Raw genomic sequence first — 26,250 nt, 5'->3', positions numbered from 1 at the left:
CCACGGTCCGGTCTCCCCCGCGCGGGGGAGACCGGATGATCCGTGGGACGGATGTGATCGGTACCGGTGACCGGAAGTCTTGGTGTGTCGGAAGTCCGGACATACGGGGGTCACGGTGGATGTTCCTGCGCACTCGGGGGCGGGCGGCGTTCCCGGGCCACCGAACGCAAGCCCGGGGCGGATGTCGTGGTGGCGGCGGTGGCCCGTGTGGATGCCCGTGGCCGCCGCGTCGTGGGGCTTGTTGTACGCCGCTGTCGAGGTCGCGTGGGCGGCGGCGGGCACCACCGTGCAGTGGAAGGAGCACGCCTCGTACGCGCCGGCGGTCCAGCTCCTCCTGGCGGCCCTCGCCGTCCTGGCCGGCGGGGCCTGCCTGGCCGGCACCCGAACACTTGCCGGGCCCGGCCGGGCCGTGGTGGCGACGGTGCTGATCGTGACGATCCCGGTGTTCGTCGTGGGGACGAACGGCCTGCCGATCTACTTCGTGACGCTGGTAACGCTCTCGGGGATCGAGAGCGCCACCGGTCTGGCTCAGGTGCTGTTGAACACGGCCGGCGCCGCGCTCCTGATCCTCGTCGGTCTGTCGTACCGCCGACGACTGCGCGGCGACTGCCCGCGATGCGGGCTTCCGCACGCCGGCGCCGACGACGGCTCGCTCGCCCACCCGGCCGCCTCCCGGGCCCCGAGGCGGACCCGCGTCGCGGTGTACCTGCTCATGTGCGGACTCCTGCCGTGGGCAGGAGCCAAAAGCATCTGGACGCTGGGCGGCAACGCACTCGGAGTCTCGGGCGACGACTGGCGGAGGACGACCGGTGCCGGCGCGTCGGGGCCGTCGAAGGCAGCCGCGGCGGCGGGGATCGACGTGACCGTGCTGGCCGCGACGGTCGGGGTCTTCCTGCTGCTGGGGCTGCTGTACGGGTGGGGGCAGGTGTTCCCCCGCTGGACGCTGTTCCTGTCCGGACGACGGGTCCCGCGCCTGCTTCCGTTGATCCCGGCCTGGCTGACCGGTGTCCCGCTGGCGATGTACGGGGTCGTCCTCGTCGTCGTGGCCCCGCTCATCGCCATCGGCGCACTGCCCGGGATCAAGCCGTCCCCGCCGTTCACCACCGGCTCGGGGATCACCTGGTTCGTCGAGTTCGGCGGGCTGGCGTTCGCGGGTCTGGGCCTCGGCCTCCTCGTGGCCGCCCGCTCCTATGCCGCTCGCACCCGCCCCGTCTGTGCCAGTGCCGCGGCAACGATGCGGCCCGGGTGCCCGGGGAAGGCGGAAGCGGTCGTCGTAGTCTGACGGTCGCTCCGACTGCGGGGCCGCGTGCGGCGGGTCCGGAACACCGTCGCGGCCGCACGCGCACCGCCTTCGCCCGTCCAACGAGAGGAACCCCATGACGCAGGACCGGTCGGTCACCGACGCAGCGGCGGACGGGGCGGCGGGCGCCGTGCTGCCCGCGCCCCGGACCCCCTCCCCCCGTGAGGCACCGGCCCTGAACTGGGGGGTGATGGCACCGGGCGGGATCGCGGCCCACTTCACGGAGACCCTGGAGCGGCACACCGGGCAGAAGGTCGTGGCGGTCGGCTCGCGCGACGCCGCGCGGGCCCGCGCCTTCGCCGACCGCTTCGGCATACCCACGGCCCACGGCCGTTACGCCGATCTCGTCGCCAACGACGAGGTGGACATCGTCTACGTCGCGTCGCCGCACTCGGCCCACTTCGAGCACGCGATGCAGGCGATCGAGGCGGGCCGGCACGTCCTGGTGGAGAAGGCGTTCACGCGCAACGCCCGTGAGGCCGAGCAGTTGATCGAAGCGGCCCGCGAGCGCGGGGTGTTCCTCATGGAGGCGATGTGGACGCGCTTCCTGCCGCACATCGACGTGGTCCGCCAGGTGCTCGAGTCCGGGCTGCTCGGCGAGGTGCACACCGTCACGGCCGACCACGGACAGCGGATGGATCCCGACCCGGCGCACCGCCTCTTCGCCCCCGAGCTGGCGGGGGGAGCCCTCCTCGACCTCGGTGTCTACCCGGTCTCCTTCGCCTCGATGGTGCTCGGACCGTTCGCCTCGGTCACGGCGGTGGGCACGAAGGCCCTCACCGGTGTCGACGGGCAGGCCTCGATCATCGTCACCACAAGGTCCGGCGCCCACGGCGTGCTCAACACGACGCTCTTCGCCCGCACGCCGACCTCGGCGTCGATCTCGGGGACGCGCGCCCGCCTGGAGATCGACGGCCCCTTCTACGGAGCCGCCGGGATCCGGCTCGTCGGCCGGGACAACGAACTGCTCGACACCTTCGTCCCGCCGCGGCGCGACGGGGGCTTGAGCTACCAGGCGGCCGAAGCGGCCCGGTGCATCGGCGCCGGCCGGCTGGAGTCCGACCTGATGCCGCTCGCCGAGACGCTGGACATCATGCGCGTCCTGGACGGCGTCCGTCGCGACCTGGAGGTCGTCTTCCCCGGAGAGTGACCCGCCCGTGGCCGGCTCGGGGCGCCGGGGAGCGGCGACGGAGCGCCGGGGAGCGCTGGGGAACGGCGGCGGAGCGCCGTCCGGGTGCCGGGCGCCCGTCCTCGACATAGCGTGGCCGACAGCGCCCGCCCACCCGGGGCGGCGGCGCGAGGCTTCGACGTCGGCTCCCTGGAGGCCCGATCATGCGCGCGGTGACATACGACTCGTACGCCCAGGACAACTCCCGGTTGGAGTACGGCGAGGCGCCCGACCCCAAGGTGGGCCCGGGCCAGGTCCTCGTCCAGGTGCGGGCGGCCTCCGTCAACCCGGTCGACTGGAAGGTCATGGCGGGGGGTCTGGACGGCATGATGGACGCCGTCTTCCCCGTCGTCCCCGGCTGGGACGTGGCCGGCGTGGTCTCGCGGACGGGCCCCGACACGCCGGAGTTCGCGCCCGGGGACGAGGTGATGGCCTACGCCCGCAAGGACGTGGTGCGGCACGGCACCTTCGCCGAGTACGTCGCGGTCGACGCAGCCGCGGTGGCGCGCAAACCGGCGGCGCTCGACTGGGCGCAGGCCGCCGGGCTGCCCTTGGCCGGTCTGACCGCGCTGCGGAGCCTGGAGCGGCTCGGAGTCGGGTCGGCCGACGTGCTGCTGGTGCACGGCGCCGCGGGCGGCGTGGGCAGTCTCGCGGTGCAGCTCGGCCGCGACCGCGGGGCCCGGGTGATCGGCACCGCCTCGGAGCGCAACCACGCCTTCGTCCGCGAGCTGGGCGCCGAGCCGGTGAGCTACGGGGACGGCCTGGGCGACCGGGTCCGTGCGCTGGTCCCCGACGGCGTGTCGGCCGTGGCGGACTTCGTCGGCGGCCAGCTGGAGACGACCCTGGCCGTGCTCGCCGGGGGCGGGCGGCACGTGTCCGTCGCCGACCCGACGGTGGAGCAGCACGGCGGCCACTGGATCTGGGTCCGGCCGGACGGCGCCAAGCTCGCCGAACTGGCGGCGGTGGTCGACCGGGGCGCGCTGACCGTCGAGGTCGCGCAGACCTTCCCGCTGGAGCGGACGGGCGAGGCCTTCGACGCCAGCCGGACCGGCCACACCCGCGGCAAGCTGGTCGTCGTGCCGTGACCCGCCTCCCGCCGCACCGGGAGCGCGCCGCCACCCCGCTCGTGCCCGCCATCCCGCTCGTGCCCGCCATCCCGCCCGTGCCCACCGGCCCCGGTCCGGGCCCGGCCTCGCTCCGGGCCCGGCGTCGGCGGCTCAGCGGGCGAGGGAGACGGCGAAGGGCTTGAAGCCGTCCCGGCGCAGGATGTGGGGCACGACGAGGACCATGGCCTCGGTGGCGCGGGCCGTGGTGATGCCGCCGAGGTCCTCGATCCAGCCGGGTTGCCACCCCAGGTCGCCGAGCAGGCCGGTGACGGTCCGCTTGGCGTCCCGTTCGTCGCCCGAGAGGTACGCGGTCGGCGGGGTGGCCAGGCTTTCGGGGGCGGTCATCACCGTGAACAGCATGGTGTTGAGGGTCTTCACCACGTGGGTGTCGGGGAGGGCGGCCTGGAGCTGCTCGGCGAGGCTGCCGCCGGGGTAGCAGAGGTCGCCGGGCAGGCCGTCCTCGGCGTCGTGGGTGGCGTTGGAGACGTCGACCAGGATCTTCCCGGCGAGTTCGGCGCGCAGGCCGGCCAGTCGCTCCAGCGCGGTGTGGCCCGGCGTCGCGTTGATCACCACCTCCGCCGTGCGGGCGGCGGTGCGGTGGTCGGCGAGGGCGACGTGCGGGGAGGCGGCGTACGGGGAAGCGGCGTGCGGGGAGGCGGCGTGGGCCGGGGTCCCCGTCGGGCTCCGGACGCCGAGGGTGACGCGGTGTCCGGCCGCGGCGAGCTTGCGGGCGAGTCCGGTGCCGACGCGGCCTGCGCCCAGGATGCTGATGGCGGTCATGAGGTGGTGCTCCTTGCGGTATCGGGAGGGGGGAGGAACGCGGACGTCCGGTCAGGCGATCGGCGCGAGGATCCCGAGGGCGGCCGTGTGGATGCCGGGGGCGGAGGCCAGGAAGTCGCGGCTGCCCGTGTGCCAGGGCTCGCCCGCCAGGTCGGTGACGGTGCCGCCGGCCTCGGAGACCAGCAGGGCGCCGGCGACCAGACCGGAGCGGACGTCGGAGAACTGCCAGAACGCGTCCATGCGCCCGGCGGCGACGTGGATCAGCTGCATCGTGGCGGGGACGGACACCCGCACGACGAGTCCGTTGACCAGCATGGCGGTGACCGAGTCGCCGATCCGCCGGAAGGTGCGCCCGTCCTCGCCGGGCCGGGCCTGGCCGGTGCCGACGAGCGCGGCGCCCAGGTCGGCCTTGGCGGACACCTTCAGGGGCCGGTCGTTGAGGCGGGCGCCAGCGCCGGCCACGGCGGTGTAGGTGTCCCCGGTCAGCGGCAGGTGGACGACGGTGAGCACCGGCCGGTTGTCGCGGACCAGGGTGGCGGTCACCGACCAGTCGTCCATGCCGTGCACGTGGTTGATGTTGCCCTCGGCCGGGTCGACGACCCACCACTCCCCGGGCGGGAGCGCACCGCCGGCCAGCTCGTCCTCGGCCCAGTGCGATCCGGGCCGGGCCCGCAGCAGCGGCTCCCGCAGCACGTCGAGCACCGCGTCGTCGTTGGCGTGGATCTCGGCGACGACCTCGTCCAGGCTCACGCCCCGGGCGTGCGGGGTGTGGCGCTCGAGCAGCGTGGCACCGGCGGTCCGCACCGCCGCGGACACCTCGGACAGCAGCGCCTGGTCGGCGGCGGAAGGCGCGGAAGACATGGTGGTGCTCATGGAGGGCTCCCTCGGTTCGGTGTCTGCGGGGCGGTCTCTCGCTCGCCCGCACTTCGAAGGTAGAACCCCGGATCATTAACAACAAGTGCATGCTATGCACTTGTAGAGTGACTGCCATGCAACTGGATCTGAACCTCCTCACCGCCCTGGACGCCCTGCTGGAGGAGGGCAGCGTCGCCGGCGCCGCGGCCCGCCTGCACGTCACCGCCCCCGCGATGAGCCGCTCCCTGGGCCGGATCCGCAAGGCCACCGGCGACCAGATCCTGGTCCGCACCGGCCGCAGCATGGTGCCCACCACCCGCGCACTCGCGATGCGGGCCCAGGTCCACGCCCTCGTGCAGCAGGCCCAGCACCTGCTGTCGGCCCAGCAGGAACTCGACCTCGCCTCGCTGGAGCGGGTGTTCACCGTGCGCTGGCACGACTCCCTGACCGCCGCCTGCGGCAGCGCCCTGATCACGGCCGTCCGCCGCCAGGCACCCGGCCTCCGACTGCGCCTGTCCGCCGAAGCCGGCACGGACGACGCCGAGCTGCGCCGGGGCGAGGTCGACCTCGAATCCGGCTCCGGCGCTCCGACACTCCCCCACGTCCGCCACCGCCTGGTCGGCAGCGACAGGCTGACCGTCGCCGTCCGCCCGGGACACCCCCTCACCGAAGGGCCGCTGGGCATCGAGCGCTATGCCGCCGCCGAGCACCTCACGGTCTCGCGACGCGGGAATCTGCGCGACCCGATCGACGACGCCCTCGCCCACTGCGGCCTCGAGCGACACGTCGTCGCCGCCGGGCCCACCGCCGCCTTCGCCCTGCAACTCGCCCTCGACAGCGACGTGGTGGTCACCGTCCCCGACGCGGTCACCCGTACGGCCCGGGAACGGCTCGGCCTGGTCGCCCTGCCCCTGCCGCTGCCCATGCCCGAAGTCCCGCTGTACCTGCTGTGGCACCAGCGCTACGACGACGACCGCGCCCACACCTGGCTGCGCGACCTGGCCACCGACACCGTCCGGGCACTGTTCGCCGCGCCGGCCGCCGCGCCGGCCGCCTCCTGACGGCCTGCTTTCCGCCTCCCGGCGGCCGGACCGGACCGGACCGGAGCGGGGGACACGGCGCCCGGTGATTCGCCCGATGGAATACTGATCCGACGGAGCGAAGCCGCCGTTCCACCGGGGCGGCGGCGGGAGGGGGAGACGATGCCCGACGTTCAGAGTGCGCTGGATGCGCAGTCGGTGGCGCTGGTCGCGGCCAACTCACTGGCCACCGCCATGGGGACCGGGATCTGGGAGGTGATCCGGACGGGACTGGGGGCGATCTTCCAGCGTCGCGGGTACGACCAGAGTGCGATCGAAGGCCAACTGGAAGGTGACGCGGTCTTGGTGACGGGCGATCAGGCGGACGCGATCCGCGCCGAGCTGGTCGGACCGTGGCGTCGGCGCCTGCAGGCGCTGGTGGACGCGGATCCGACGGTGGTGGCCGAGTTCGCGGCCCTGATCGCCCAGGTCGACGCCCGGCTGCCGCGCGAGTCGGGGAACTGGGTCCAGAACATCAACGCGGAGGGCCACGCCGTCGTCAACACGGTGGTGGGCGGCAACCAGGTCAACAACTACATGGACTCCCGACGCCGCACCGACGGTTCCGGAACCGCCGAACCGGTCGAGGGCGAACTCCTCGGATGAGCGACGGGTCGGCCGACGGGAGGGTCTTCACCCAGAACGTCCTCGCCCGCTCGGTCACGGTCAACACCGTCCACGGTGGCGACCAGTACAACTACATCTACCGCGACACCCCTCCCTACCGGGTGGAGCCGTACCCGCTGAACCCCGGGGGGACGCCGCCCGACGGCCTGGAGCGGCTCCCCAGCCGCCTGCTGACGGCGCGTCACCGGATCGTGCCCTTCTCCCCGCGCCCGGAGCTGGAGACCCTCGAACGCTGGCGGGACGCCGACGCACCCGGGCTGTCCGTACGGCTGCTGTACGCCGAGGGAGGGCAGGGCAAGACACGGCTGGCGGCGGAGTTCGCCGCCCGCTCGGCCCGGGACGGCTGGACCGTCGCCCAGGCCCGGCACCGCAGCGAGCTCGCCGCCGCGGGGGGCGGGGACGAGACGCTGGCGGTGCGGTCGCCCGGTCTGTCCATGGTCGTCGACTACGCGGAGCGCTGGCCGCTGGCGGACCTGATCACACTGATCCGCCAGCACCGCGACGCGGCCCGCGACCGGCTGCGCATCCTCCTGCTCTCCCGCTCGGCGGGGGCGTGGTGGCAGGCGCTGGACCACCAGCTGGGCAAGCTCGACGTGATGGCCACCGACGCGGTCCGCCTGGCCGCCCTCCCGGACGATCCCACTGCGCGCGCGGGGGCCTACACCTCGGCCCGGGACGCCTTCGGCGGCGTTCTCGGCCTGGCCGATCCGACGGCGGTGACCGTCCCGGACGGCCTGGACACACCCCAGTACGGCCTGGTGCTGGCCACGCACATGAAGGCCCTCGTCGACGTGGACGCGGCCGTACGGGGCGTCAGACCCCCGTCGGGCCGGGACCTCGCCGCGCTCTCCTCCTACCTCCTGGACCGGGAGCACGACCACTGGCGCTCGGTCCACGACGCGGGGCGCGGCCCGGTGCCCACCCATGAGGACGTGATGCGCCGCGCGGTGTACGTCGCCACCCTGACCCCGCCGCTGGCCGGGGCGGAGGCGTCGGCGGCGCTGGTGCGCACCGGGGCGGCCGGGCCGGCCGAAGCGGAGCAGGTGGTGCGCGACCACGCGCGCTGCTACCCGCCCGGGACGGCGGACCGGCTCCTCCAGAGCCTGGCCCCCGACCGGCTGGCGGAGGACTTCCTCGCGCTGACGCTGCCCGGCTACGAGGAGCGGCACCGCTACCACGCCACGGACGAGTGGGCGACCACGGCCCCGGCCATGCTGCTTCGGTACACCGAGGGTACCGAGCCTCCCGCGTCCGCCCGGCACTCGCTCACGGTGCTGATCGAGACGGCCCGCCGCTGGCCGCACGTCGTCGACCGCCATCTGATCCCGCTGCTGGCGAGGTGGCCCGGCCTGGCACCGGCTGCCGGAGGAGCGGCCCTGAGCCGGCTCTGCGAGCTGGGCGGACTGCCGGACAGCGTGCTGGAGATGATCGTGCCGCGGATGCCCCGGCACCGGCACGTCGACCTCGACCCCGGGGCGGCGGCGCTGACGCGACGCGTGGTCCGCTACCGGCTCGCCACGGGTGACCTCTCCCCGGCGGAGGAGGCGGACCTGCTGTCCGTGCTGGCCTCGCGGTACGCCGCCGCCGGCCTGCTCGACGCGGCGGAGGCACCGGCCCGGGAGGTCGTCGAGCTGCGCCGGCGGCTCGCCACCGGCGACCAGTCCGCGCCGCCGGCCCTGGCTGCCCCGGCCACACCGCCGGCCCTGGCTGCCCCGGCCACACCGCCCGCCCCGGCCGCCCTGGCCACACCGCCCGCTCTGGCCGCCCTGGCCGCCCTGGCTGCCCTGGCCGACGGGCTGAACAGCCTCGCCTCCCTCCTCGTCACCGCGGGCCTGTTCGAGGAGGCGACGGCTCCGACGCTGGAGGCGGTCGAGATCCGTCGCCGACTGGCGGAGCAGGACGCCGTCGGGCACTCCGCGGATCTGGCCCACGCGTTGAACAACCTGGGCGTCCACCTGCTGCGCACGGGCCGGGCCGCGGCGGCGGTACCGGTGTCGGCGGAGGCGGTCGGCCTGCTCCAGGACCCGCCGGACGGCGACCGCACGGCGCACCTGCCCGCACTCGCGACGGCGCTGACCAATCTGGGCAACGCCATGGCCGGGACCGGGCAGGTGTCACAAGGCGTCGAGCCGGCCCAGGAGGCTCTTCGGATCCACCGCGGGCTGACCGGCGCCGACCGGGAGCAGTACCTGCCCGATCTGGCGATGTCGCTCCTGAACGGCGGCCAGTGGCTGATGGCGAGTGGGGATCCGGTGCGGGCCCTGACGTTCACGGACGAGGCCGTCCGCCTCTACGAGGAGCTCACCGAGGCCGGTCCCGCCGCCTACCGCGCCCACCTGGGCAGCGCCTGGGACAACCGCGGCAACGTCCTCGCCCGGCTGGGCCGGCCCGAAGAGGCACTGGAGGCGACCCGCAAGGGGCTGGAGACCCGGCAGCGCCTGGCGGACGCCGACCCGCTCCGGGCGCCGGCCCTGGCGAAGTCGCTGACCAATCTGAGCATCCGGCTGTCGCAGGCTCCCGCGTCCGAGGACGGCCTCGCCCCCGCGCGTGAAGCCGTCCGGCTGTGGCGGCCCCTCGCGGCCGCCAACCCCGCCCACCTGCCGGACCTCGCGACCGCGCTCCACGCGCTCGACCACTGGCTCACCCGGACCGGCCGGCCCGCGGAGGCCCGGCGGGCGCTCGAGGACCGGATCGTGGTGCTGGCGGAGTCCGCGCGGGCGAGCGAGTCGCAACTGCCGGAGCTGGCCGCCGCGCTGCACACCGCCGGCGCCCGTCGCGCCCACGCCGACCGACCGGACCTCGCTGTCGACCACCTCGCTGAGGCGGTGGCCGTCCGGCTACGGCTGGTCGAGGGCGGGACGGCTGCCGAGGCGGCCGCGCTGCTGGAGTCGTCGGACCTGCTGGGAGCCTGCCTGGTGGACACCGGCAGGGCGTTGGAGGCCGCCCTGATGACCATGCGGTCCGTGGAGGCCGTGAAGAGGAACGCCGCCCCCGACCCGGAGTCCTTCCGACCGTACCTGCTGGACGGGCTGATGCTGGTCGGCCTGCGGCTCGCGGCGGCCGGCCGGACCGGCGAGGCGATCGCGGCTCTGCGGGCCGCGCTGCGGATGCTCGGGAGTCCGGTCGCCGCCGACTCCCGGGCCTGCGCGGAGCGGTCCGCGTTCGCGCTTCGGCACCTCGCCGTGATCCAGGCCGCGGCGGGTGTCAAGGTGGACGAGGCGGTACGGGCCGCCGACGAGGCCGTGGACATCTGTCGGCGACTCGCCGCGGACCTGCCCGCGGGAACACCCTTCCCGGCGCTCCCGGACGCCCTCGACGCCCGGACCACCGTGCTCAAAACGCTCGGACGCGCCTGACCGACCGCCGACCGCCGACCGCCGCCGACCACTGGAGAGCCGGCCGGCCCGGGGCAGCAATGGGCCCCGGGCCGGCCCGCCCGCTTGTCACGAAACCGTCGGCTGCGGGCTCATCGCACGCTCGTACAGCTTCTCCTGCGTCCGCTTGAGCAGTTCGACGGCCTTCTTCCGCGACGCCTCCTCCGCCCTGTCGAGCGCACCCGGGTAGTCCGCGGACATCCCCGAGCCCGCACCGTATTCGACGTCGATCGTCAGGCGCAGATTCCCGTCGCAGATACCCGACTTGAAGCCCAGTTGGTCCACCGGCCCGGGGATGGTGTCGGTGAGCGGGTGCCGGACCGACGACTGGTAGCCCTTCTGGCCGAGCCCCCCGCCGTCGGTCATCTCGAACTTCCGGGTCTCGGTCGCCTCGGGCCCGCCGAGCGGGGACTTGGCGATCTCCGCCTCGACCTCCAGCCAGTGGCAGCCGCGGGCCGCCTCGAAGACCGTCGCGTCGATACTCACCCGCCAGTCCTCCGTCGCCGGACCGGCGGCATAGCTGCAACTGAGCGTCCTGGAAGGGTCGTCCGCGATCCCCGCGCTCGTCACCGGTATGGAACTCCTCAACTGCCCCGGCAGGCCAGGGTCGCCCAGCACCGCGCAGAGGTCGCCGACCGTGCGGTACCAGCCGACTTGCTTCGCCTTGCTGTCACTACTGCTGCCACCGCCACCGCCACCGCAGGCGGTGAGGAGAACGAGGCCGGCGGCCACAAGGGCGACCGCGCCGGTACGGGAAGTTCGGTTTCGACTCGTCACCGCGCCAGGCTAGACCCGCGGCCCACCGTCGGCGTCCCGGATCGCGACTTGTAGCACCGCGAGTGCTGACCTCCCGGTTCCCGCAGCTCCGAACAGTTGGGCCACCCCGCCCCGGCCCGTGCGGCGCCGTGGTGACAGCAGGAGAGTTCATCGTCGCACTGGCGGAGCACGCGCCGAGCACCGGCCGTCGGCGTCAGCGGCCGGTGGAGGCCCGGGAGGCGCTCGCGGCCCGGCCCGGGACGTCACTGGGCGCCGGGTGGTCCGGCCGGCGCCCGGGCCGACGGTGCGGCCGGGTGGGTTCCACGGAACGCGGCGGGCCGGCTAGTCGAGGGTGTACGCCTCGTAGCGGACGGCGTCGGCCGTGCGGGCGGCCGAGGCGACGGCGAGGGTGCGGTTGAGCCACTGGTAGCGCTCGTCGCCGGTCTCGAAGCGGCAGAAGAGGCGGAAGTAGTACTCGGCCGGGTCGACCGCCTCGCCGGCGGCCAGTCTGCGCAGTACCTCGGGCGGGCCGTGGCGGACGCCGTTGGTGCTCAGGCAGAGGTGCGCCCCGTCGTGTGTGCGCAGGGTGGAGCGGGTGTCGATGGTGGCCGTGCCGTCGGGGTGCAGGACCTGCCAGTCCGCGCCGCCGGGCAGGATCCTCCCGCGGAGCCGCGGGCCGTTGAAGTTCCCGCCGATGATGTTGATCACCCGGCGGCGGCCCAGGTGGGAGTCACCGAGGTCGAGTACCGGGTCCAGACTCACCTCGAACGAGGCGAGGTGCGTGAGTTTCATCGCACGCTCCATGAGGCGCGCTCGTTCAGGAGGACGGGGTCGAAGCCGGCGGTGCGCTTGTAGGAGGCCGAGATCTCGGCGCGCTCGGTGAGCGGGACGACCGCCTCGATGTCGTCGAAGCCGCCGGGGGCCCGCTCGTGGGCGAGTTTCATGACGACCTCGGGCCCTTGGCGCCGGTTGGCGAGCTGAAGGGCGGTGGTGGCGGGCCTGCGGATCTCCTCGTAGGCGGCGGTGGAGCCGGTCGTGGCGAGCGAATGGGCCAGCACACGGGCGTCGATGATCGCCTGGGACGCCCCGTTGGAGCCGATGGGGTACATGGCGTGCGCGGCGTCGCCCAGCAGCACGACACCGTCCCCGCTCCAGTACGGCAGCGGTTCGCGGTCCACCATCGGGTACTCGAACGCGGCCTCGGCTCCCGTGATGACGGCCGGCACGTCCAGCCAGTCGAATCGCCAGTCGGCGAAGTGGGCCACGACCGCGGCCAGGTCGGCGGGGCGGTTCCAGTTGCCCCGCTCGGGCGGTTCGCCGTCCAGGGGCCGCTCGGCGATCCAGTTGACCAGGCGGCCGTCCCCGATCGGGTAGGCGACGAACTTCTGCGTGCCGTCTCCCGCCATGATCATGGACCGGCCGGTCAGGAAGGGCGCCGCGTGGGTCGTGCCCCGCCACAGGACCAGCCCGTTCCACGGCGGTGCCCCTTCGTCGGGGAAGAGCGCGGCGCGCACGGCCGAGTGGATCCCGTCGGCGCCGACCAGCAGGTCGGAGTCGTGGCGCAGGCCGGCGATCCGGCTCCCGGTCCGGACCGCGTGCGCGCCGAGGCGCTCGCGGACGGCGTCCAGCAGCAGCATCTGGAGCCGGCCCCGGTGCACCGAGTACTGCGGCCACCGGTATCCGGCGGCGAGCCCGCGCGGTTCGGACCAGACCGCCTGCCCGTAGCGGTTGAAGTAGGCCAGCTCGGCGGTGGGCACGGCGATCGCGGCCAGCCGGTCGGCCAGCCCGAGTTCGGTGAGCTCGCGCACCGCGTGCGGCAGGAGGTTGATGCCCACGCCGAGCGGACGGATCTCCTCGGCCGCCTCGTGGACGACGACCTGGTCGAATCCGGCCGCGTGCAGGCTGAGTGCGGTGGCGAGCCCGCCGATGCCGGCTCCCGCGATGGTGATCTTCAAGGGACCTCCTCACTGAGATTGTTATGGCCGTAACAATCACCCATCGGGCCGCCATGCGCAAGACTCTGTCCCGTGGACCGACCAGATCTCAGATACGCCGCCTACGCCCGCGACCGACTCGCCGACATGCCGTCACCGGCCGACCCGCAGGCCTTCGCGCTCGCCTACCACCTGCTGCACCTGTCCTACCTGGTCGTCGCCGACCTGGAGAGCCACATCCACCGCCCACGCGGCTGGACGCTCCCCGGCTTCCGGCTGATGTTCAAGCTCTGGCTGCTCGGCCCCACCCAGCCCGCCAGACTCGCCGAGATCTCGGCGATGTCCCGCTCCGCGGTCACCAACGCTGTCAACACCCTCGAACGGGACGGCCTGGTCGAACGCCGGCCCCTGCCCGACGACCGGCGCGCGATCGCGGTCGCCCTCACCGCCAAGGGCGAGAACGCCGTCCAGGAGACCTTCGCCGAACAGACCCGCCGCGAACAGCAGTGGTTCGCCACCCTCGACGCCGAGGAGCGGGCCACCCTCACCGACCTCCTCACCCGCGTCCTGGCCGCACGCCCCGAGGACGCCGACCAGGTGCTCTGACACGGAGGCCGGACCACTCGGCTCCGACCCGGCGCCGGCCGGGGCGGACGTGCGGGCGGCGCCCGGGTCTTACCGTTCCCTGACGCCGCCCCGTGTCAGCGGGCCACGGGTCCGATCGGCCGCTAGCGTCGGCGGCATGAGAATCCTCGTCACCGGCGGTGCCGGTTTCATCGGCGTGTCCGTGGTCCGTGCCCTGGTCGCCGCCGGGCACCGGGTGCGGGTCCTGGACGCGCTGCTGCCGGCGGTCCATCCGTCCGGGCGGGCGCCCGTGCTGCCGCCGGGCGTCGACTTCCGGCACGGGGACGTCCGGGACGCGGCGGCCGTCGAGGAGGCGCTCGCCGGGGTGGACGCGGTCTGCCACCAGGCGGCGATGGTGGGCCTGGGACTGGACCTGGACGACGCGCCGCAGTACGTCGGCTGCAACGACCTCGGCACCGCGGTGCTGCTGGCCGCGATGGCGCGGACCGGCGTCCGCCGGCTGGTCCTGGCCGGATCCATGGTGGTCTACGGGGAAGGGCGCTACCGCTGTGCGCAGCACGGCGAGGTGGCACCGGGGCCGAGGCGGCCCGCCGATCTGGACGCCGGGCGGTTCGAGCCGCCCTGCCCGGTCTGCGGCGCTCCGCTGCGGCCGGACCTGGTCGCGGAGAGCGCGCCCGCCGACCCGCGCAACGTCTACGCCGTGACCAAGCTCGCCCAGGAGCACCTGGCCGCGGCCTGGGCGCGTGCCTGCGGCGGAACCGTCCTGACGCTGCGCTACCACAACGTGTACGGCCCCGGGATGCCGCGTGACACCCCGTACGCCGGGGTGGCTTCGCTCTTCCGGTCGGCCCTCGCCCGGGGCGAGGCGCCCCGGGTCTTCGAGGACGGCGGCCAGCGCCGGGACTTCGTCCACGTCGAGGATGTCGCCGCCGCCAACCTCGCGGCGCTGGCGGCCGTGGGCGACCGGCCGCCGGGCAGCGCCCGGGCGTACAACGTGGGCAGCGGCGAGGTGCGCACCGTCGGCGGGATGGCGGCCGCGCTGGCCTCGGCCCACGGCGGCCCGCCACCGGTGGTGACGGGCGAGTACCGGCTCGGCGACGTACGCCACGTCACCGCCGACTCGGCCCGGCTGCGCGCCGAACTGGGCTGGCTGCCGCGGGTGTCCTTCGAACGGGGCATGGCGGAGTTCGCCGCCGCACCGCTGCGGGTCTGAGGTCAGCCGCGGGCGGACGGCAGGGCGATCTCGAAGCAGCAGCCGCCGGCGACGTTGTGGACGCGGGCGCGCCCGGCGTGGGCCTCGACGATGCCGCGGACGATGGCGAGGCCCAGGCCGGCACCGCTGCCGCCGGCCTCGGGCCGTTCGGACCGCTCGCCCGGGTCGGCCGGCCTGGGCGTGCGGGCCGCGGTGCCGCGCCAGCCGGTCTCGAAGACCCGGGTCAGGTCCTGGGCGGGGATGCCCCCGCAGCCGTCGGTGACCGAGAGCACCACCTCGTCCGCCTCCCGCCGGGCGGAGACCGCGACCACACCGTCCTGGGGGGTCGAGCGGATCGCGTTGACCAGCAGGTTGCCGAGCACCCGGGTGATCTCCCGGCTGTCGACCTCGACCGGTTCCGGCTCCACCTGCCGACCCTCGAGGCGCACGCCCCGCTGGCGGGCCAGCGCGTGGGCGCCGGCCAGGGCGTCGTCGACCAGGTCGTAGACGGAGACCCGGGAGAGCGAGAGGGAGAGGGTGCCGGCCTGGATCCGGGAGAGTTCGAACAGGTCGTCCACCATGCCGGTGAGCCGCTCGACCTCGGTCCGGATCCGCCGGAGGTAGCGCTCGGGCTCCTCGGCGACGCCGTCCTCCAGTGCTTCGGCCATGGCCCGCAGCCCGGCCAGCGGAGTGCGCAGGTCGTGCGAGATCCAGGCGACCAGCTCCCGCCGGGACTGTTCCAGGGCCTGTTCCCGCGCCCGGGACTCGGCCAGCCGCGCGCTGGTGGCGGCCAGCTCCCCGCTGAGCTGGGCCAGTTCGCGGCCCAGCGGGTGGGCGGGCGCGGTGAAGCCGGCGTCGCTGCCGACGGTCCTGGCGGCCTCGGTCAGCGCCCGGCTGCCCGCGACCACCTGCCGCCCCAGCAGCGCGGCCGTGCACAGGGACACGACGGCGGCCATGACGAGGACCGTTATGACGACACCGAGGTCGTGGGCGGAGAGGAACATGGCCTGCGCGACGGCGAACGTGCCCGAGGTGACGGCGAGCACGGTGACGACGGCGACGCAGAACAGCGAGAGCGCCATCGAGCGTCTGCGCAGGAGCCGCACGACGGGCCAGCCGAGCAGGCCCGCTCCGCCGGCGCCGAGGGCGGCGAACGCCGCGATCAGCAGCAGGTCCTTCACGAGCGGTCCTCCTCGACGGCGCCGCGCACCGGGTCGTCGCCCTGTGCCGGGTCGTGGCCGGGCGCCTGGTCGTGGCCATGTGTCTGGTCGTCGCCGGGTGCCGAGCCGTCGCCCTGCGCAGGGTCGTAGCGGTAACCGACGCCCCACACCGTGCTGATCATCCGCGGCGCGGCGGGGTCGTCCTCGATCTTCTCGCGCAGGCGCCGCACATGGACGGTGACGGTGGAGAGGTCGCCGAAGTCCCAGCCCCAGACGCGGGCCATCAGCTCCTGCCGGGAGAACACCGTCCCCGGATGCCGCAGGAAGAACGCCAGCAGGTCGAACTCCCGCGCCGTCAGCGACAGTTCCCGCTCGGCCCGGCGGGCGCGCCGGGCCGGCCCGTCGAGGGTGATGTCCCCGGAGCGGACGGGCCCCGCCGGGCTGCCGGGCACCGGTGCCCCCGCCCGCGAGCGCCGCAGCACCGACTGGACCCGCAGGACGAGCTCGCGCGGGCTGAACGGCTTGGTGACGTAGTCGTCGGCGCCCAGTTCCAGGCCGAGGATCCGGTCGGCCTCGTCGCCCCTGGCGGTGAGCATGACGACCGGCAACTGCGCACCGGCGTCCTGGCCGCGCAACCGCCGCAGCACCTCCAGACCGTCGATGCCCGGCAGCATCAGGTCGAGGACCACCAGGTCGGGGCGGTGGGCGCGGGCGAGGGCGAGCCCCTGCGGGCCGTCGGCGGCGTGGTCGACGTGGTGGCCGGCGCGGGCGAGGTAGCCGGCGACGACCTCGGCCACGGTCGGGTCGTCGTCGATCACCAGGACGCGGCCGGCGGCCGGCGGTCCGGCGGTGGAGGAGGGCTCGTTCACCCCGCCGAGGATAGGTGCCCCCGCACCGGTCCGGACGCCACCGCGGTCCGCCGTTCGACCTCCGTAAGATCCGGGGACCGGTCCGCGCGCCCGCGCGGACCGCCGACGGCGCCCGGTGGGCCGTCGGCGCGACGTTCGACTTCCGTAAGGCTGCGGCACCACCGCGCGGGGCCGAACGGCCCCTAGCGTGACCGGCGTGACCTCCGTTACCCCCCTCTCCCCCCGTGTCGATGTCGTCCTGCCCTGCCTCGACGAGGCGGCGGCCCTGCCGTGGGTCCTCGGGCGGATCCCGCCGGGCTGGCGGGCGATCGTCGTGGACAACGGCTCGCGCGACGGCTCGGCCGAACTGGCCCGATCGCTCGGGGCGACCGTGGTCGAGGAGTCCCGTCGCGGGTTCGGCGCCGCCTGCCACGCCGGGCTCCTCGCCGCCACCGCCGAGCTGGTCTGCTTCCTGGACTGCGACGGCTCCCTCGATCCCGCCCAACTGCCCCGGGTCACCGCCCCGGTGGCCGACGGCAGCGCGGACCTCGTCCTCGGCCGCCGCCGCCCTGCGACCGTGAACGCCTGGCCCCTGCACGCCCGGCTCGCCAACACCGTGCTGGCCCACCGCCTGCGGGCCCGCACCGGCGCCCCACTGCACGACCTGGGGCCGATGCGGGCCGCCCGGCGGGAGCGCCTGCTCGCGCTCGGGCTGGGCGACCGCCGCTCCGGGTACCCGCTCGAGATGGTGCTCGCCGCCTCGGCCGCCGGGATGCGCATCACCGAGACCTCGGTCGACTACCTGCCGCGCGCCGGCCGGTCGAAGGTGACCGGCACGCTGCGCGGCACCCGGCAGGCGATCCGCGACATGCGGGCCGTCCTGGCCGCCCCGCCGCCCACCCTGCTGGTCATCGCCAAAGCCCCGGTGCCCGGCCGGGTGAAGACCCGGCTCACCCCGGCCTGCACACCCGAGCAGGCGGCGGCGCTGGCCGAGGCCGCACTCGTGGACACCCTGCGCACCCTGGCGACCGTACCGGCCGGGCGGCGCCTGCTGGTCCTGGACGGCGAACCGGGCCGCTGGCTGCCGCCCGGGTGGCAGGTGATTCCGCAGAGCGGCGGCGGGCTGGACGCGCGACTGGCGGCAGCCTTCGGGCACGCGGCCCGGCTCGCCCCGCACGCGCCCGCGCTGCTGGTGGGCATGGACACCCCGCAGGTGAACGCGGCCACTCTGGCCGAGCCGCTCTCCCCGGTGGGCCGGGCCGGCACCGACGCCTGGTACGGGCCCGCGTCCGACGGCGGCTTCTGGGCCCTCGGCCTGGCCCGGCCGACCGGGGACCTCGCCCGCCGGCTCCTCCTGGGGGTGCCGATGTCGACCCCGGACACCGGGCAGGTGCTCCTCGACCGGCTCGGCGCGGCCGGCCTGGCGGTGCACCGGCTGCCCGAGGCCACCGACGTCGACACCGTCGAGGACGCCCGGCTGGTCGCCTCCCAGGCGCCGGACAGCCGGTTCGCGGCCCGCCTGCGCTCGTTCGAGGCCGCCCCCGAGGTGGCGGGTTGAGCGGCACCGCGACGGCGTGGATCGACGACCCGTTCGCCGACGCCGTCCGCACCGGACGCGGTCCGCTCTGGCTGCGGGGCGACGACGGCCGGCGGATCCCCCTCGACATCGAGCGCTGGTGCGCGCCCGCCGCCGGCGGGGACCACAGCCTGCTGCTGCGCTGCTTCGACCTGTCCGCGCCGGTCGTCGACCTCGGCTGCGGGCCCGGCCGGCTGGTCGCCGCGCTCCTCGCCCTCGGCGTCCCGGCACTCGGCGTCGACGTCACACCGGCGGCCGTCGCCCACACCCTGGGCCTCGGCGGCGCGGCGCTCTGCCGGTCGGTGTTCGACCGGCTCCCGGCCGAGGGCCGCTGGGGTGCGGCCCTGCTGGCGGACGGCAACCTCGGCATCGGCGGGAACCCGCAGGCCCTGCTGCGGCGCGCGGCCGAACTGATCGCCCCGGACGGGCTGCTGCTGGTGGAGGTCGAGCCGCGCGAGGTCGACGAGCGCGTCACCGTCCGCGTCGAGGGCCCGGACGGGCGGCTCGGGCCGCCGTTCGCCTGGGCGCGCCTGGGGACCGAGGCCGCCGTACGCCGCGCCCGCGACGCCGGGCTCGTCGAGGCGGAACGATGGGCCTCCCACGGCCGACGCTTCCTCGCCCTGCGCAGACGCGGGGCGCCGAGCCCGAGCAGTCCGGGCAGCCCGACCGGCCCGAGCAGTCCGAGCACAACGCGGCGGCCGACCGTCGCTCCCCGGCTCTCCTCACCCCGTTCGCCCACGCTGCCGGTCCGACCGGCCGACCGACCGACAGATCGATAGGTCGATAGGTCGATGGGTCGATGGGTCGATAGCCCGACGGCCGGCGTCCGCTCCGCCCGCCGGACTTCCGTCACCTCCGGCCGCCCACCGCCACCACCGCCCGCCCCGCGAGGTGCTGCCGCAGCAGCGGGACGAGGAGGACGACGCACAGCGCCGTCCCGTAGGAGAGTTGCTGCGCGCTCTGCCCTCCGGTCAGGTACAGCGCCTGGCCGGCGGCCGGGACGGCCAGCCACTCCCAGCGGCCGTCGAGGGCGACCAGCGCGACCACCAGCAGCCCGTACCACGGGTAGCCGGGCGCGACCAGCAGCAGCGCCGTGCCCGTCACCAGGAGCGCGCCGCCCCACGGCCGGTCCCGGTCGCCCCGGCGGAGCACCCGGAACACCACGATCGCCAGGACCAGCCCCGCCGCCCACGGCGCGAGGCGGTCCGGCAGCACCAGGCGCAGCAGCCCGAACCGGTCGATGTGCCCCTGCTCGTAGCCCTCCTCCCGCAGGTAGCCCGGCAGGTAGCCCAGGACCGAGGGGCCGGAGACGACGACGTACGGGAGGTAGGAGAGGGCGAACGCGCCCAGCGCGGACCCGAGGAGCAGGACGTCGCCGCGGGTCGGTCGGCGGGCCAGCAGACCGGACAGCGCCCCGGGAAGGGCGAGGGCCGGCAGCAGTTTGGTGGCGACCGCGCCGCCCAGGAGGAGTCCCCCGCGCACCGCCCGGCCCCGGGCCGCGCAACCGAGCCCGGCGACCGTCAGCAGCGCGCCGAGCGTGTCCACGTGCGCGTCGTTGACGGCCCAGACGGTCACGCCGGGGAACCACCCCCACAGCGCGGCCCGTCGGCTCCCGTGTCCCGTCAGCAGCAGGAGCCCGGTGGTCGCCACCGCCAGCAGTGCCCCGGCGGCCTGTACCCCGCGCACCCCGCCCCCGAAGGGGTGCAGCGCGAGGAACCATGCCTGCGCCACCGGCGGGTAGATGGTGTGCACGGCGGGCCGGTTGATGCGGGTGCAGTCCCCGGCCGCTGTCGGCCGCTCGTCCCAGCCGGTGCAGCCGTCGCCCGCCGGGAAGAGCCCGGGATCGCGGAGCCGGGCCAGCGCCGGGTCGTCCGGGGTGTGCGCGTAGGGCGAGATCCCGGCGGCCTGGACGCGCCCGTCCCAGACGTAGCGGTAGGCGTCGTCGCTGGTCCGCGGCGGGGCCAGGAGCCCGACGGCGGCCACCGCGACACTGCCCGCCAGGACCAGTGGCACGGCCTGCCGCCCGGGCACCCGGCGCAGCAGCAGTACCGCGACGGCGAAGAGCGCGACGTCGAGGAGGTACCAGTCGTGGAGCGGGAGGGCGCCGCCCTGGGTGACGGTCAGCGCCAGGGCGGTGGCCAGGGCGGCGAGAGCGAGGAGGCAGGGCAGCGCGGTACGGGAGATCACGTCGGCCACCCTCCCACCGGCGGGGGCCGGCGGGCCGGGCGGCGAGCCCGCCGTTCGGATTCCGTAAGCACGTCGGAGCACCGGAGGAACGCCCCGGGGCGCTTCGATGGACACGTGGAATCCGAACCCGCCGACCCCGGCGCCCCGGCCGCCCGCCGCCGCTACGACCCGCTGCTGCCCGCTCCCCCGTCGTTCCTGCGGCGCGGGCCGTTCCGCGAGGGCGCCTTCACCTCGCCGCTGCACGAGCCGCGCACCGTCGTCGTCGTCGGACGGTGGCTGGGCGCGGCCCTGCTCCTCTGCTTCCTGACCGGCCTCATCAGCCATCTGCTCCAGGACCCGCCCGCCTGGGTCGCCCCCCACCTGCCCGCCCGCCCGGTGAACGGCTACCGCGTCACCCAGGGCCTGCACGTGATCGGCGGGCTGGCCGCGATCCCGCTGGCCGGCGCGAAGCTGTGGGCGGTCTACCCCCGGCTGTTCGAATGGCCGCCGGCGCGCAGTGTGCTGCACGCCCTGGAGCGGCTCGGCATCGCGGTCCTCGTCGTGGCCGTCCTGCTGGAGCTGTTCACCGGCCTGTTGAACACCCTGCAGTGGTACCCGTGGCCGTTCCCGTTCCGGCAGACCCACTTCTGGCTGGGCTGGCTGGCCACCGGCGGGCTGCTGGTCCACCTCGCGGTCAAGGCGCCGCTGATCGCGGCGAACTGGTGGCGCCGGGCGGCGCCGGTCCTGGCCGAGCGCCGCGCGTTCCTCACCTCGGCCTTCGCCGCTGCCGGAGCGGTCACCCTGGTCACGGCCGGGCAGACCGTGCCCTGGCTGCGCACCCTGGACCTGCTGGCGCCGCGCCGCCCGGACATCGGCGCCCAGGGCCTGCCGGTGAACCGCACCGCCGCCCAGGCCGGCACACTCACGGTGCCGGCCGGCTGGCGCCTCGTGGTCGACGGGCCCCGGCCGTACGGACTCACCCTCACCGAACTCGGCGAACTCCCCCAGTACGAGGTGGAGCTGCCCATCGCGTGCGTGGAGGGCTGGAGCGCCACCGCCCGGTGGAGCGGGGTCCGGGTCTCCGACCTGCTGGTGCGTGCCGGAGCCCCGGCCGGCTCCTCCGCACGGGTCACCTCCTTGGAGGCCGAGGGGCCCTACCGGGTGATGGAGATGCCCGCGCAGTACGCCGACGATCCGCTCAGTCTGCTGGCCCTGCGCGTCAACGGTGAGGTGCTGACGGCGGACCACGGGTTCCCGGCGCGGATCATCGCGCCGAACCGGCCCGGTGTCCTGCAGACCAAGTGGGTCACCCGGATCGAGGTGGTCGCATGACCGCCGCGGTCCGCGCTCTGCTGCTGGCGGCCGGCCTCGCCCTGACCGGCTACGGCCTGTACGGGCTGCTCGGCGACCCGTACATCACCGACCCGGTGGACGTCCTGGTCTGGGGGTTCTGGGGGCTGGTGGTCCACGACGGCCTGTGGGTGCCGGTGTTGTGCCTGCTGGGCGCGTTCCTGGTGCGCGGGCCGGTGCCGCGCGGCTGGCTGGTCGTCGCGGCGGCCGTCACCGCCGTCGGCCTGCCGGCCGTCCTGCGGGCCGGCGACGACGGCGGCAACCCGTCCGTGCTGCCGCTGCCCTATCTGCGCAACTGGCTGCTGGTGCTGGCCGCCACCGCCGGACTCGCGCTGCTGGTCGCGCTCGTCGGACGGTGGCGGCGCCGCGACCGGGCCGTCGGGTACCGGAATCGGGCCGTCAGGCGCCGGGACCGTGCCGTCAGGCGCCGGGCACCCCGGGAAGACCGGTCGTGAGGCCGTCCAGGGCGTGCGGGCACGAGCAGTCGCGCACCACCGGGAGGCCCTCCACCGCCTTGAACAGCACTGTGCGCAGCCGGTCGACGTTGCGGGCGAACTCCTTCAGCACCTCGCCGTGGGTGACGCCCGCACCGCTCTCCACGCCCGCGTCGAGGTCGGTCACCAGGGCCACCGAGGTGTAGCAGAGCCCGAGTTCACGGGCGAGGACGGCCTCCGGGTGCCCGGTCATGCCGACCACCGACCAGCCGTTGGCGGTGAACCAGCGGGACTCGGCGCGGGTGGAGAAGCGCGGGCCCTCGATCACCACCAGCGTGCCGCCGTCGACCGGTTCCCAGGCCGCCTCCCGGGCGGCCTCCATCGCCGCCCGCCGCCCGGCCGGGCAGTACGGGTCGGCCATCGACACGTGCACGACCTCCGGCACCGTGCCGTCCGGCAGCGGCAGACCGTCGTAGAAGGTCTGCGGGCGCCCGGAGGTCCGGTCCACGAACTGGTCGGGCACCAGCAGGGTGCCCGGCCCGTACTCCGGCCGCAGCCCGCCGACCGCACAGGGCGCCAGCACCTGGCGCACACCCAGGGTGTGCAGCGCCCACAGGTTCGCGCGGTAGTTGATCCGGTGCGGGGGGAGCCGGTGGCCCCGTCCGTGCCGCGGCAGGAACGCGACCCGGCGGCCGGCCGCCTCGCCCACGAACAGCGCGTCGCTCGGCTCACCGTACGGGGTGTCCACCCGCACCTCGGTCACGTCGTCCAGCAGCTCGTAGAGCCCGGATCCGCCGATCACGCCCACCTCGGCGCTGGGCGGGACGTCCTGGTCGACCGTCATCGCGGTCCACCTCTCTTCTCGGGAACAGCCTCCGGGCCACTGTAGGAACGGGCCGCGCCGGAACCGGGCCGCCGGTCCTTACGAATCGCGAACGTCGCCCACGCAGCGGCCCTCGGTGCCCGGCCCACGACCCGGCGCACTGGCGGTGCTTCGACCGGGAAGGCTCGGTCACGGCACCTGCACGCTCGGAGTCCCCCGGTGCAGCCGCCACTCCGACGCGAGGATCGCCATGTCGTGGTCGTCGACCCATGTCCCGCCGTATCGCAGCGCCTCGCGCCGGGTGCCCTCCAGCACGAAGCCGATCTTCGTGTAGGCGCGCCGGCCGCGCGGATTGTGGTCGAACACCGTGAGCGAGATCCGGTTCAGCCCGAGCCGCTCGAAGCCGTGTCCGACGGTCAGCCGCACTGCCTCGGTGCCCAGGCCGCGATCGCGGCCGGCCGCCGTCAGGGCGATCCGGAAGCTGCAGCTGCGGTTGTCCGGGCTCCACTGGTTGAGCACGACCTCGCCCACACAGCGGCTGCTCGCCCGGTCGACCACGGCCAGGTCCAAGCGGTCCGGCTGCCGCGCCCGGCTGCCGTACCACTCGCGCATCCGGCGCTCCGCCTCCTCGTCCCACGGCGGCGCCGGCGTCGTCCCGGGGTCGCCATCCGTGAAACGCGCGACCTCGGGGTCGGTGAGCCAGTCGCGGATCGCCGACGCGTCCTGCGCCAGGTCGAACGGGCGGAGCACCACCAGCTCGCCGGTCAGTGTGGGTTTGACGGAGAAGTCGGCGTCCTGGTGATCATCCATGCCGAGATTCTCGGCAGGCCCGGCTGTCCGGGCAACGGGTTTTCACCCCGGCCCGGCCGAGGTCGCCGGTCGGAGCGCTACGGGAAGGGGTACTCGTTCTTGATGACGAAGAACGACCCGCGGACGGTCCCGGCGAGCTTGGACTTCTGCCGGGCGAACTTGAACCGCTGGGCGAGTTCCTCCGGGACCTCCATTCCCTCCGAGAGCTTGAATCCGACCGCCCGCTTCTTGGCGTCCTCGACGGTGTACATCACATTGACCGACAGGCCGCTCTCGTAGAAGACGTAGGCCATCCTGATGCCCTCGACCTCGAAGGCCGTGGCTTCCAGGGGCCGGGACGCGATGACGATCTCGCGTTCCGCCAGCAGGATCCGGTGCACCCAGTCGACGGCCTCGGCGGCCTCCTCCGCCGGCTCCACCGTGAAGACGTGGCCGTACTTGTTACGGAAGTACCGGGCCTCGTTCGCCCGCAGCCCGGCGAGCGCTTCCGCGAAGGGGGAGGACTCCAGGCCGACGGTCGACACGGTCTCGAAGTCCACGGTGTAGGTCATGGCGGGTTCCTCCGCATGGGCAATGGCAGGGCACGGACGGGCGGGCACGGGCACGGACGGGCGGGGCACGGGCACGGACGGGCGGGGCACGGGCACGGACGGGCGGGGGCCTTCCGGGCGGTGATCCTATGCCGCGGTGCCGGTGACAGCGGGACCATCGGGCCCGCGAGGACGCGTGTTGCCGTCGCTCGACGTCGTGCCGCCGGCCGCCGCCGACCAGGTGAGAACGCGACCTCACCGGCCCGGACACCCCCGTCGAGGAGCGGGTCGGGAGCGTTCGACCATGATCACGCCAAGCACCTATGCTGGCGCGATGTCCAACAGCACGCCGCCCACCCTGCTCTTCGTCGTCGGACCGGCCGCGGTCGGCAAGATGACGGTGGGCGGATCGATCGCCGAGCGCACGGGTTTTCGGCTCTTCCACAACCATCTGACCATCGAGCCGCTGCTCCGGCTGTTCCCCTACGAGTCACCGCAGTTCCAGCGCCTGAACCACGCCTTCCGCGAGCAGATCCTGGCCGAGGCCGCCGCCTCGGACCTGCCCGGGCTGGTGTTCACCCTGGTCTGGGACTTCGAGGATCCGGAGGACGCCGCACTGGTCGAAAGGTACGCGGCCCCCTTCCGGGAGCGCGGCGCCCGGGTGCTGTTCCTGGAGCTGAGCGCCGACCAGGACGTGCGACTGGAGCGCAACGCGGGCGAGTCGCGGCTCGCGGAGAAGGCGTCCAAGCGCGACCTCGCGTGGTCCAACGCCAACCTCGTCGACATGGACGCCAGGTTCCGGCTCAACTCCGTCGACGACTTCGCGCACATACCCGAGGCGCACCTGCTGGTCGACAACACCGTTCTGGAGCCGGACGCGGTCGCCGAGCTCGCGGTGGCGCACTTCCGGCTCTGAGCGCCCCGGCGGAGCAGGCCGGCCAGGCCAACACAGCCAACGGGCCGTCAGTGGCCCGGGATGCCCCCCGGCACGCGAGGGCGCTCCCGGTCAGGACCCGGTGGCGGCCTCGAGGGAGCGGGAGCGGACGACCTGGCGACCGTCCGAGAGCGCAGTGAGCCCGAACACCACGGCGTCCTTCGTCTACCGGGTGCGGAGTTCCACGCCGTCGACCAGGAGGCGCAGCCCCAGCTCGAAGCCCCGGTCGTCGAGTTCCGTCGCGCCGCTCCCGTCGGCGTAGGCGCCGTCGAGGGCGTCCGCGAGTGCCGGGTACTCGGGCCGGTAGGCGGCCGGTTCGCGGGTGAAGCCGGCGCCGAAGGTCTCCAGGGCGGAGCCGAGGACGAGGAAGTCCAGGGCCGCGGCGACCTCGGCCGCGTCCGCCGGGCCGAGGCCGGCCCGGCCGAGGAGGGCGAGCAGCGCGTCGTATCCGCGCAGGGCGTTGTCCGCCACGACGCGGCGGCGGGCGAGCAGGGAGACCGCGTTCGGGTGCCGGACGAAGACGGCGCGGTAGCCGCGTGCGTACGCGGCGAGGCCGGAGCGCCAGTCGGCGTCGCTCAGCGGTGTGTGGTCGATCTCGCTGTTGACCAGTTCGGAGACGGTGTCGACCAGGGCCTCCTTGCTCGCGATGTGGTTGTAGAGCGAGGCGGCCCTGACCCCGAGCCGTTCCGCCAGTGCCCGCATGGTGAGGCCGTCGGCGCCCTCCTCGTCCACCACCTGGAGCGCCGCGCGCGCGATCCGCTCGCGGGTCAGCAGTGCCTTGCCCGGTCGGCCCACCGAAAGGTCCCCTCTTCCGCGCTTCGTGTTCGGGGGCTATCGTGCCAGATCGACAGCCGGCACTAACA

Annotated in this window: 25 protein-coding genes and 1 pseudogene; 14 read left to right on the top strand and 12 right to left on the bottom strand. The window is 74.7% G+C overall.

Annotated features, from left to right (window positions below; translation table 11 throughout):
• Positions 1-211 precede the first annotated feature (211 nt).
• From SM793_RS17060 to SM793_RS17050, 3 genes are all read left to right on the top strand, one after another.
• Positions 212-1,282: a hypothetical protein gene (locus SM793_RS17060; protein WP_413815976.1), complete on the top strand. Its 1,071-nt coding sequence runs from the start codon at positions 212-214 to the stop codon at positions 1,280-1,282.
• A 94-nt stretch (positions 1,283-1,376) separates the two neighbouring features.
• Complete coding sequence (locus tag SM793_RS17055; RefSeq protein WP_320439038.1) at positions 1,377-2,450, top strand: Gfo/Idh/MocA family oxidoreductase; 1,074 nt, start codon at positions 1,377-1,379, stop codon at positions 2,448-2,450.
• Between the two features lie 182 nt (positions 2,451-2,632).
• The gene (locus SM793_RS17050) at positions 2,633-3,553 is read left to right on the top strand and encodes an NADP-dependent oxidoreductase (RefSeq protein ID WP_320439037.1); all 921 of its coding nucleotides are present in this window, start codon (positions 2,633-2,635) and stop codon (positions 3,551-3,553) included.
• 132 nt (positions 3,554-3,685) lie between these two features.
• On the opposite strand, the gene SM793_RS17045 is transcribed toward SM793_RS17050, so the two are convergent.
• Together SM793_RS17045 and SM793_RS17040 are read right to left on the bottom strand one after the other, a co-directional pair.
• A complete protein-coding gene (locus SM793_RS17045; RefSeq protein WP_320439036.1) occupies positions 3,686-4,354 on the bottom strand; it encodes an NADPH-dependent F420 reductase in 669 nt (222 codons plus the stop codon).
• A gap of 51 nt (positions 4,355-4,405) precedes the next feature.
• Positions 4,406-5,227, bottom strand: coding sequence for an inositol monophosphatase family protein (locus SM793_RS17040; RefSeq protein ID WP_320439035.1), 822 nt, complete (start codon positions 5,225-5,227; stop codon positions 4,406-4,408).
• Between the two features lie 116 nt (positions 5,228-5,343).
• Here SM793_RS17040 and SM793_RS17035 point away from each other — a divergent pair, with 116 nt between their 5' ends.
• The 3 genes from SM793_RS17035 to SM793_RS17025 all read left to right on the top strand — a co-directional run bounded on the left by SM793_RS17035 (position 5,344) and on the right by SM793_RS17025 (position 10,271).
• Positions 5,344-6,270, top strand: coding sequence for a LysR family transcriptional regulator (locus SM793_RS17035; RefSeq protein ID WP_320439034.1), 927 nt, complete (start codon positions 5,344-5,346; stop codon positions 6,268-6,270).
• Positions 6,271-6,411: 141 nt separating this feature from the next.
• Positions 6,412-6,894, top strand: a complete 483-nt coding sequence (locus tag SM793_RS17030) for a hypothetical protein (protein ID WP_320439033.1) — start codon at positions 6,412-6,414, stop codon at positions 6,892-6,894.
• Entirely contained in the window at positions 6,891-10,271 is a 3,381-nt protein-coding gene (locus SM793_RS17025; protein ID WP_320439032.1) for a tetratricopeptide repeat protein, read from the top strand. The genes SM793_RS17030 and SM793_RS17025 overlap by 4 nt, the downstream gene beginning before the upstream one ends.
• Positions 10,272-10,358: 87 nt before the next feature.
• Here SM793_RS17025 and SM793_RS17020 read toward each other — a convergent pair whose 3' ends face one another.
• The 3 genes from SM793_RS17020 to SM793_RS17010 all read right to left on the bottom strand — a co-directional run bounded on the left by SM793_RS17020 (position 10,359) and on the right by SM793_RS17010 (position 13,000).
• Entirely contained in the window at positions 10,359-11,066 is a 708-nt protein-coding gene (locus tag SM793_RS17020; protein WP_320439031.1) for a hypothetical protein, read from the bottom strand.
• Between the two features lie 321 nt (positions 11,067-11,387).
• A complete protein-coding gene (locus SM793_RS17015; RefSeq protein WP_320439030.1) occupies positions 11,388-11,837 on the bottom strand; it encodes a DUF3237 domain-containing protein in 450 nt (149 codons plus the stop codon).
• A complete protein-coding gene (locus SM793_RS17010; protein ID WP_320439029.1) occupies positions 11,834-13,000 on the bottom strand; it encodes a flavin-dependent oxidoreductase in 1,167 nt (388 codons plus the stop codon). The genes SM793_RS17015 and SM793_RS17010 overlap by 4 nt, the downstream gene beginning before the upstream one ends.
• A gap of 126 nt (positions 13,001-13,126) precedes the next feature.
• Between SM793_RS17010 and SM793_RS17005 the strand changes: the two genes are divergently transcribed.
• Positions 13,127-13,585 carry a MarR family transcriptional regulator gene (locus SM793_RS17005; RefSeq protein ID WP_320439028.1) on the top strand — a complete coding sequence of 153 codons (459 nt, stop codon included), beginning with the start codon at positions 13,127-13,129 and terminating at the stop codon, positions 13,583-13,585.
• A gap of 136 nt (positions 13,586-13,721) precedes the next feature.
• Positions 13,722-14,777: an NAD-dependent epimerase/dehydratase family protein gene (locus tag SM793_RS17000; protein ID WP_320439027.1), complete on the top strand. Its 1,056-nt coding sequence runs from the start codon at positions 13,722-13,724 to the stop codon at positions 14,775-14,777.
• 2 nt (positions 14,778-14,779) lie between these two features.
• Here the strand turns inward: SM793_RS17000 and SM793_RS16995 are convergent, their stop codons facing one another.
• Entirely contained in the window at positions 14,780-15,937 is a 1,158-nt protein-coding gene (locus SM793_RS16995) for a HAMP domain-containing sensor histidine kinase (protein ID WP_320439026.1), read from the bottom strand.
• Positions 15,934-16,785: a response regulator transcription factor gene (locus SM793_RS16990; protein WP_320439025.1), complete on the bottom strand. Its 852-nt coding sequence runs from the start codon at positions 16,783-16,785 to the stop codon at positions 15,934-15,936. Before SM793_RS16990 ends, SM793_RS16995 begins: the two co-directional genes overlap by 4 nt.
• Before the next feature lie 187 nt (positions 16,786-16,972).
• On the opposite strand from SM793_RS16990, the pseudogene SM793_RS16985 reads away from it, so the two are divergent.
• From SM793_RS16985 to SM793_RS16975, 3 genes and pseudogenes are all read left to right on the top strand, one after another.
• Positions 16,973-17,695: pseudogene (locus SM793_RS16985) on the top strand (glycosyltransferase family 2 protein); the annotation flags it as partial.
• The gene (locus tag SM793_RS16980; RefSeq protein ID WP_413815978.1) at positions 17,690-18,322 is read left to right on the top strand and encodes a TIGR04282 family arsenosugar biosynthesis glycosyltransferase; all 633 of its coding nucleotides are present in this window, start codon (positions 17,690-17,692) and stop codon (positions 18,320-18,322) included. The pseudogene SM793_RS16985 and the gene SM793_RS16980, both read left to right, overlap by 6 nt.
• Positions 18,319-19,119, top strand: a complete 801-nt coding sequence (locus tag SM793_RS16975) for an SAM-dependent methyltransferase (RefSeq protein WP_320439024.1) — start codon at positions 18,319-18,321, stop codon at positions 19,117-19,119. Before SM793_RS16980 ends, SM793_RS16975 begins: the two co-directional genes overlap by 4 nt.
• Before the next feature lie 70 nt (positions 19,120-19,189).
• Here the strand turns inward: SM793_RS16975 and SM793_RS16970 are convergent, their stop codons facing one another.
• Positions 19,190-20,527 carry a glycosyltransferase family 87 protein gene (locus SM793_RS16970; protein ID WP_320439023.1) on the bottom strand — a complete coding sequence of 446 codons (1,338 nt, stop codon included), beginning with the start codon at positions 20,525-20,527 and terminating at the stop codon, positions 19,190-19,192.
• 174 nt (positions 20,528-20,701) lie between these two features.
• Here SM793_RS16970 and SM793_RS16965 point away from each other — a divergent pair, with 174 nt between their 5' ends.
• Both SM793_RS16965 and SM793_RS16960 read left to right on the top strand, forming a co-directional pair.
• Positions 20,702-21,838 (top strand): molybdopterin-dependent oxidoreductase, encoded by a 1,137-nt coding sequence (locus SM793_RS16965; RefSeq protein ID WP_413815977.1) that lies wholly within the window; start codon positions 20,702-20,704, stop codon positions 21,836-21,838.
• Entirely contained in the window at positions 21,835-22,311 is a 477-nt protein-coding gene (locus SM793_RS16960; protein WP_320439022.1) for a hypothetical protein, read from the top strand. Before SM793_RS16965 ends, SM793_RS16960 begins: the two co-directional genes overlap by 4 nt.
• On the opposite strand, the gene SM793_RS16955 is transcribed toward SM793_RS16960, so the two are convergent.
• The 3 genes from SM793_RS16955 to SM793_RS16945 all read right to left on the bottom strand — a co-directional run bounded on the left by SM793_RS16955 (position 22,277) and on the right by SM793_RS16945 (position 24,474).
• On the bottom strand, positions 22,277-23,134 hold the full coding sequence (locus SM793_RS16955) for an S-methyl-5'-thioadenosine phosphorylase (RefSeq protein WP_320439021.1): 858 nt from the start codon (positions 23,132-23,134) through the stop codon (positions 22,277-22,279). The two genes, SM793_RS16960 and SM793_RS16955, sit on opposite strands and share 35 nt — an antisense overlap.
• A 168-nt stretch (positions 23,135-23,302) precedes the next feature.
• Entirely contained in the window at positions 23,303-23,923 is a 621-nt protein-coding gene (locus SM793_RS16950) for a GNAT family protein (protein ID WP_320439020.1), read from the bottom strand.
• A gap of 77 nt (positions 23,924-24,000) precedes the next feature.
• A complete protein-coding gene (locus SM793_RS16945) occupies positions 24,001-24,474 on the bottom strand; it encodes a phage tail protein (protein ID WP_320439019.1) in 474 nt (157 codons plus the stop codon).
• Positions 24,475-24,787: 313 nt separating this feature from the next.
• On the opposite strand from SM793_RS16945, the gene SM793_RS16940 reads away from it, so the two are divergent.
• Positions 24,788-25,369 (top strand): AAA family ATPase, encoded by a 582-nt coding sequence (locus SM793_RS16940; protein ID WP_320439018.1) that lies wholly within the window; start codon positions 24,788-24,790, stop codon positions 25,367-25,369.
• Positions 25,370-25,552: 183 nt separating this feature from the next.
• On the opposite strand, the gene SM793_RS16935 is transcribed toward SM793_RS16940, so the two are convergent.
• On the bottom strand, positions 25,553-26,182 hold the full coding sequence (locus SM793_RS16935) for a TetR/AcrR family transcriptional regulator (protein WP_320439017.1): 630 nt from the start codon (positions 26,180-26,182) through the stop codon (positions 25,553-25,555).
• Positions 26,183-26,250 lie beyond the last annotated feature (68 nt).

It is taken from the genome of Kitasatospora purpeofusca, from assembly GCF_034043715.1.
Taxonomy (GTDB): domain Bacteria; phylum Actinomycetota; class Actinomycetes; order Streptomycetales; family Streptomycetaceae; genus Kitasatospora; species Kitasatospora purpeofusca_A.
Note: the sequence above shows the minus strand (reverse complement) of the source record. Positions and strands in the feature narration are given on the sequence as shown.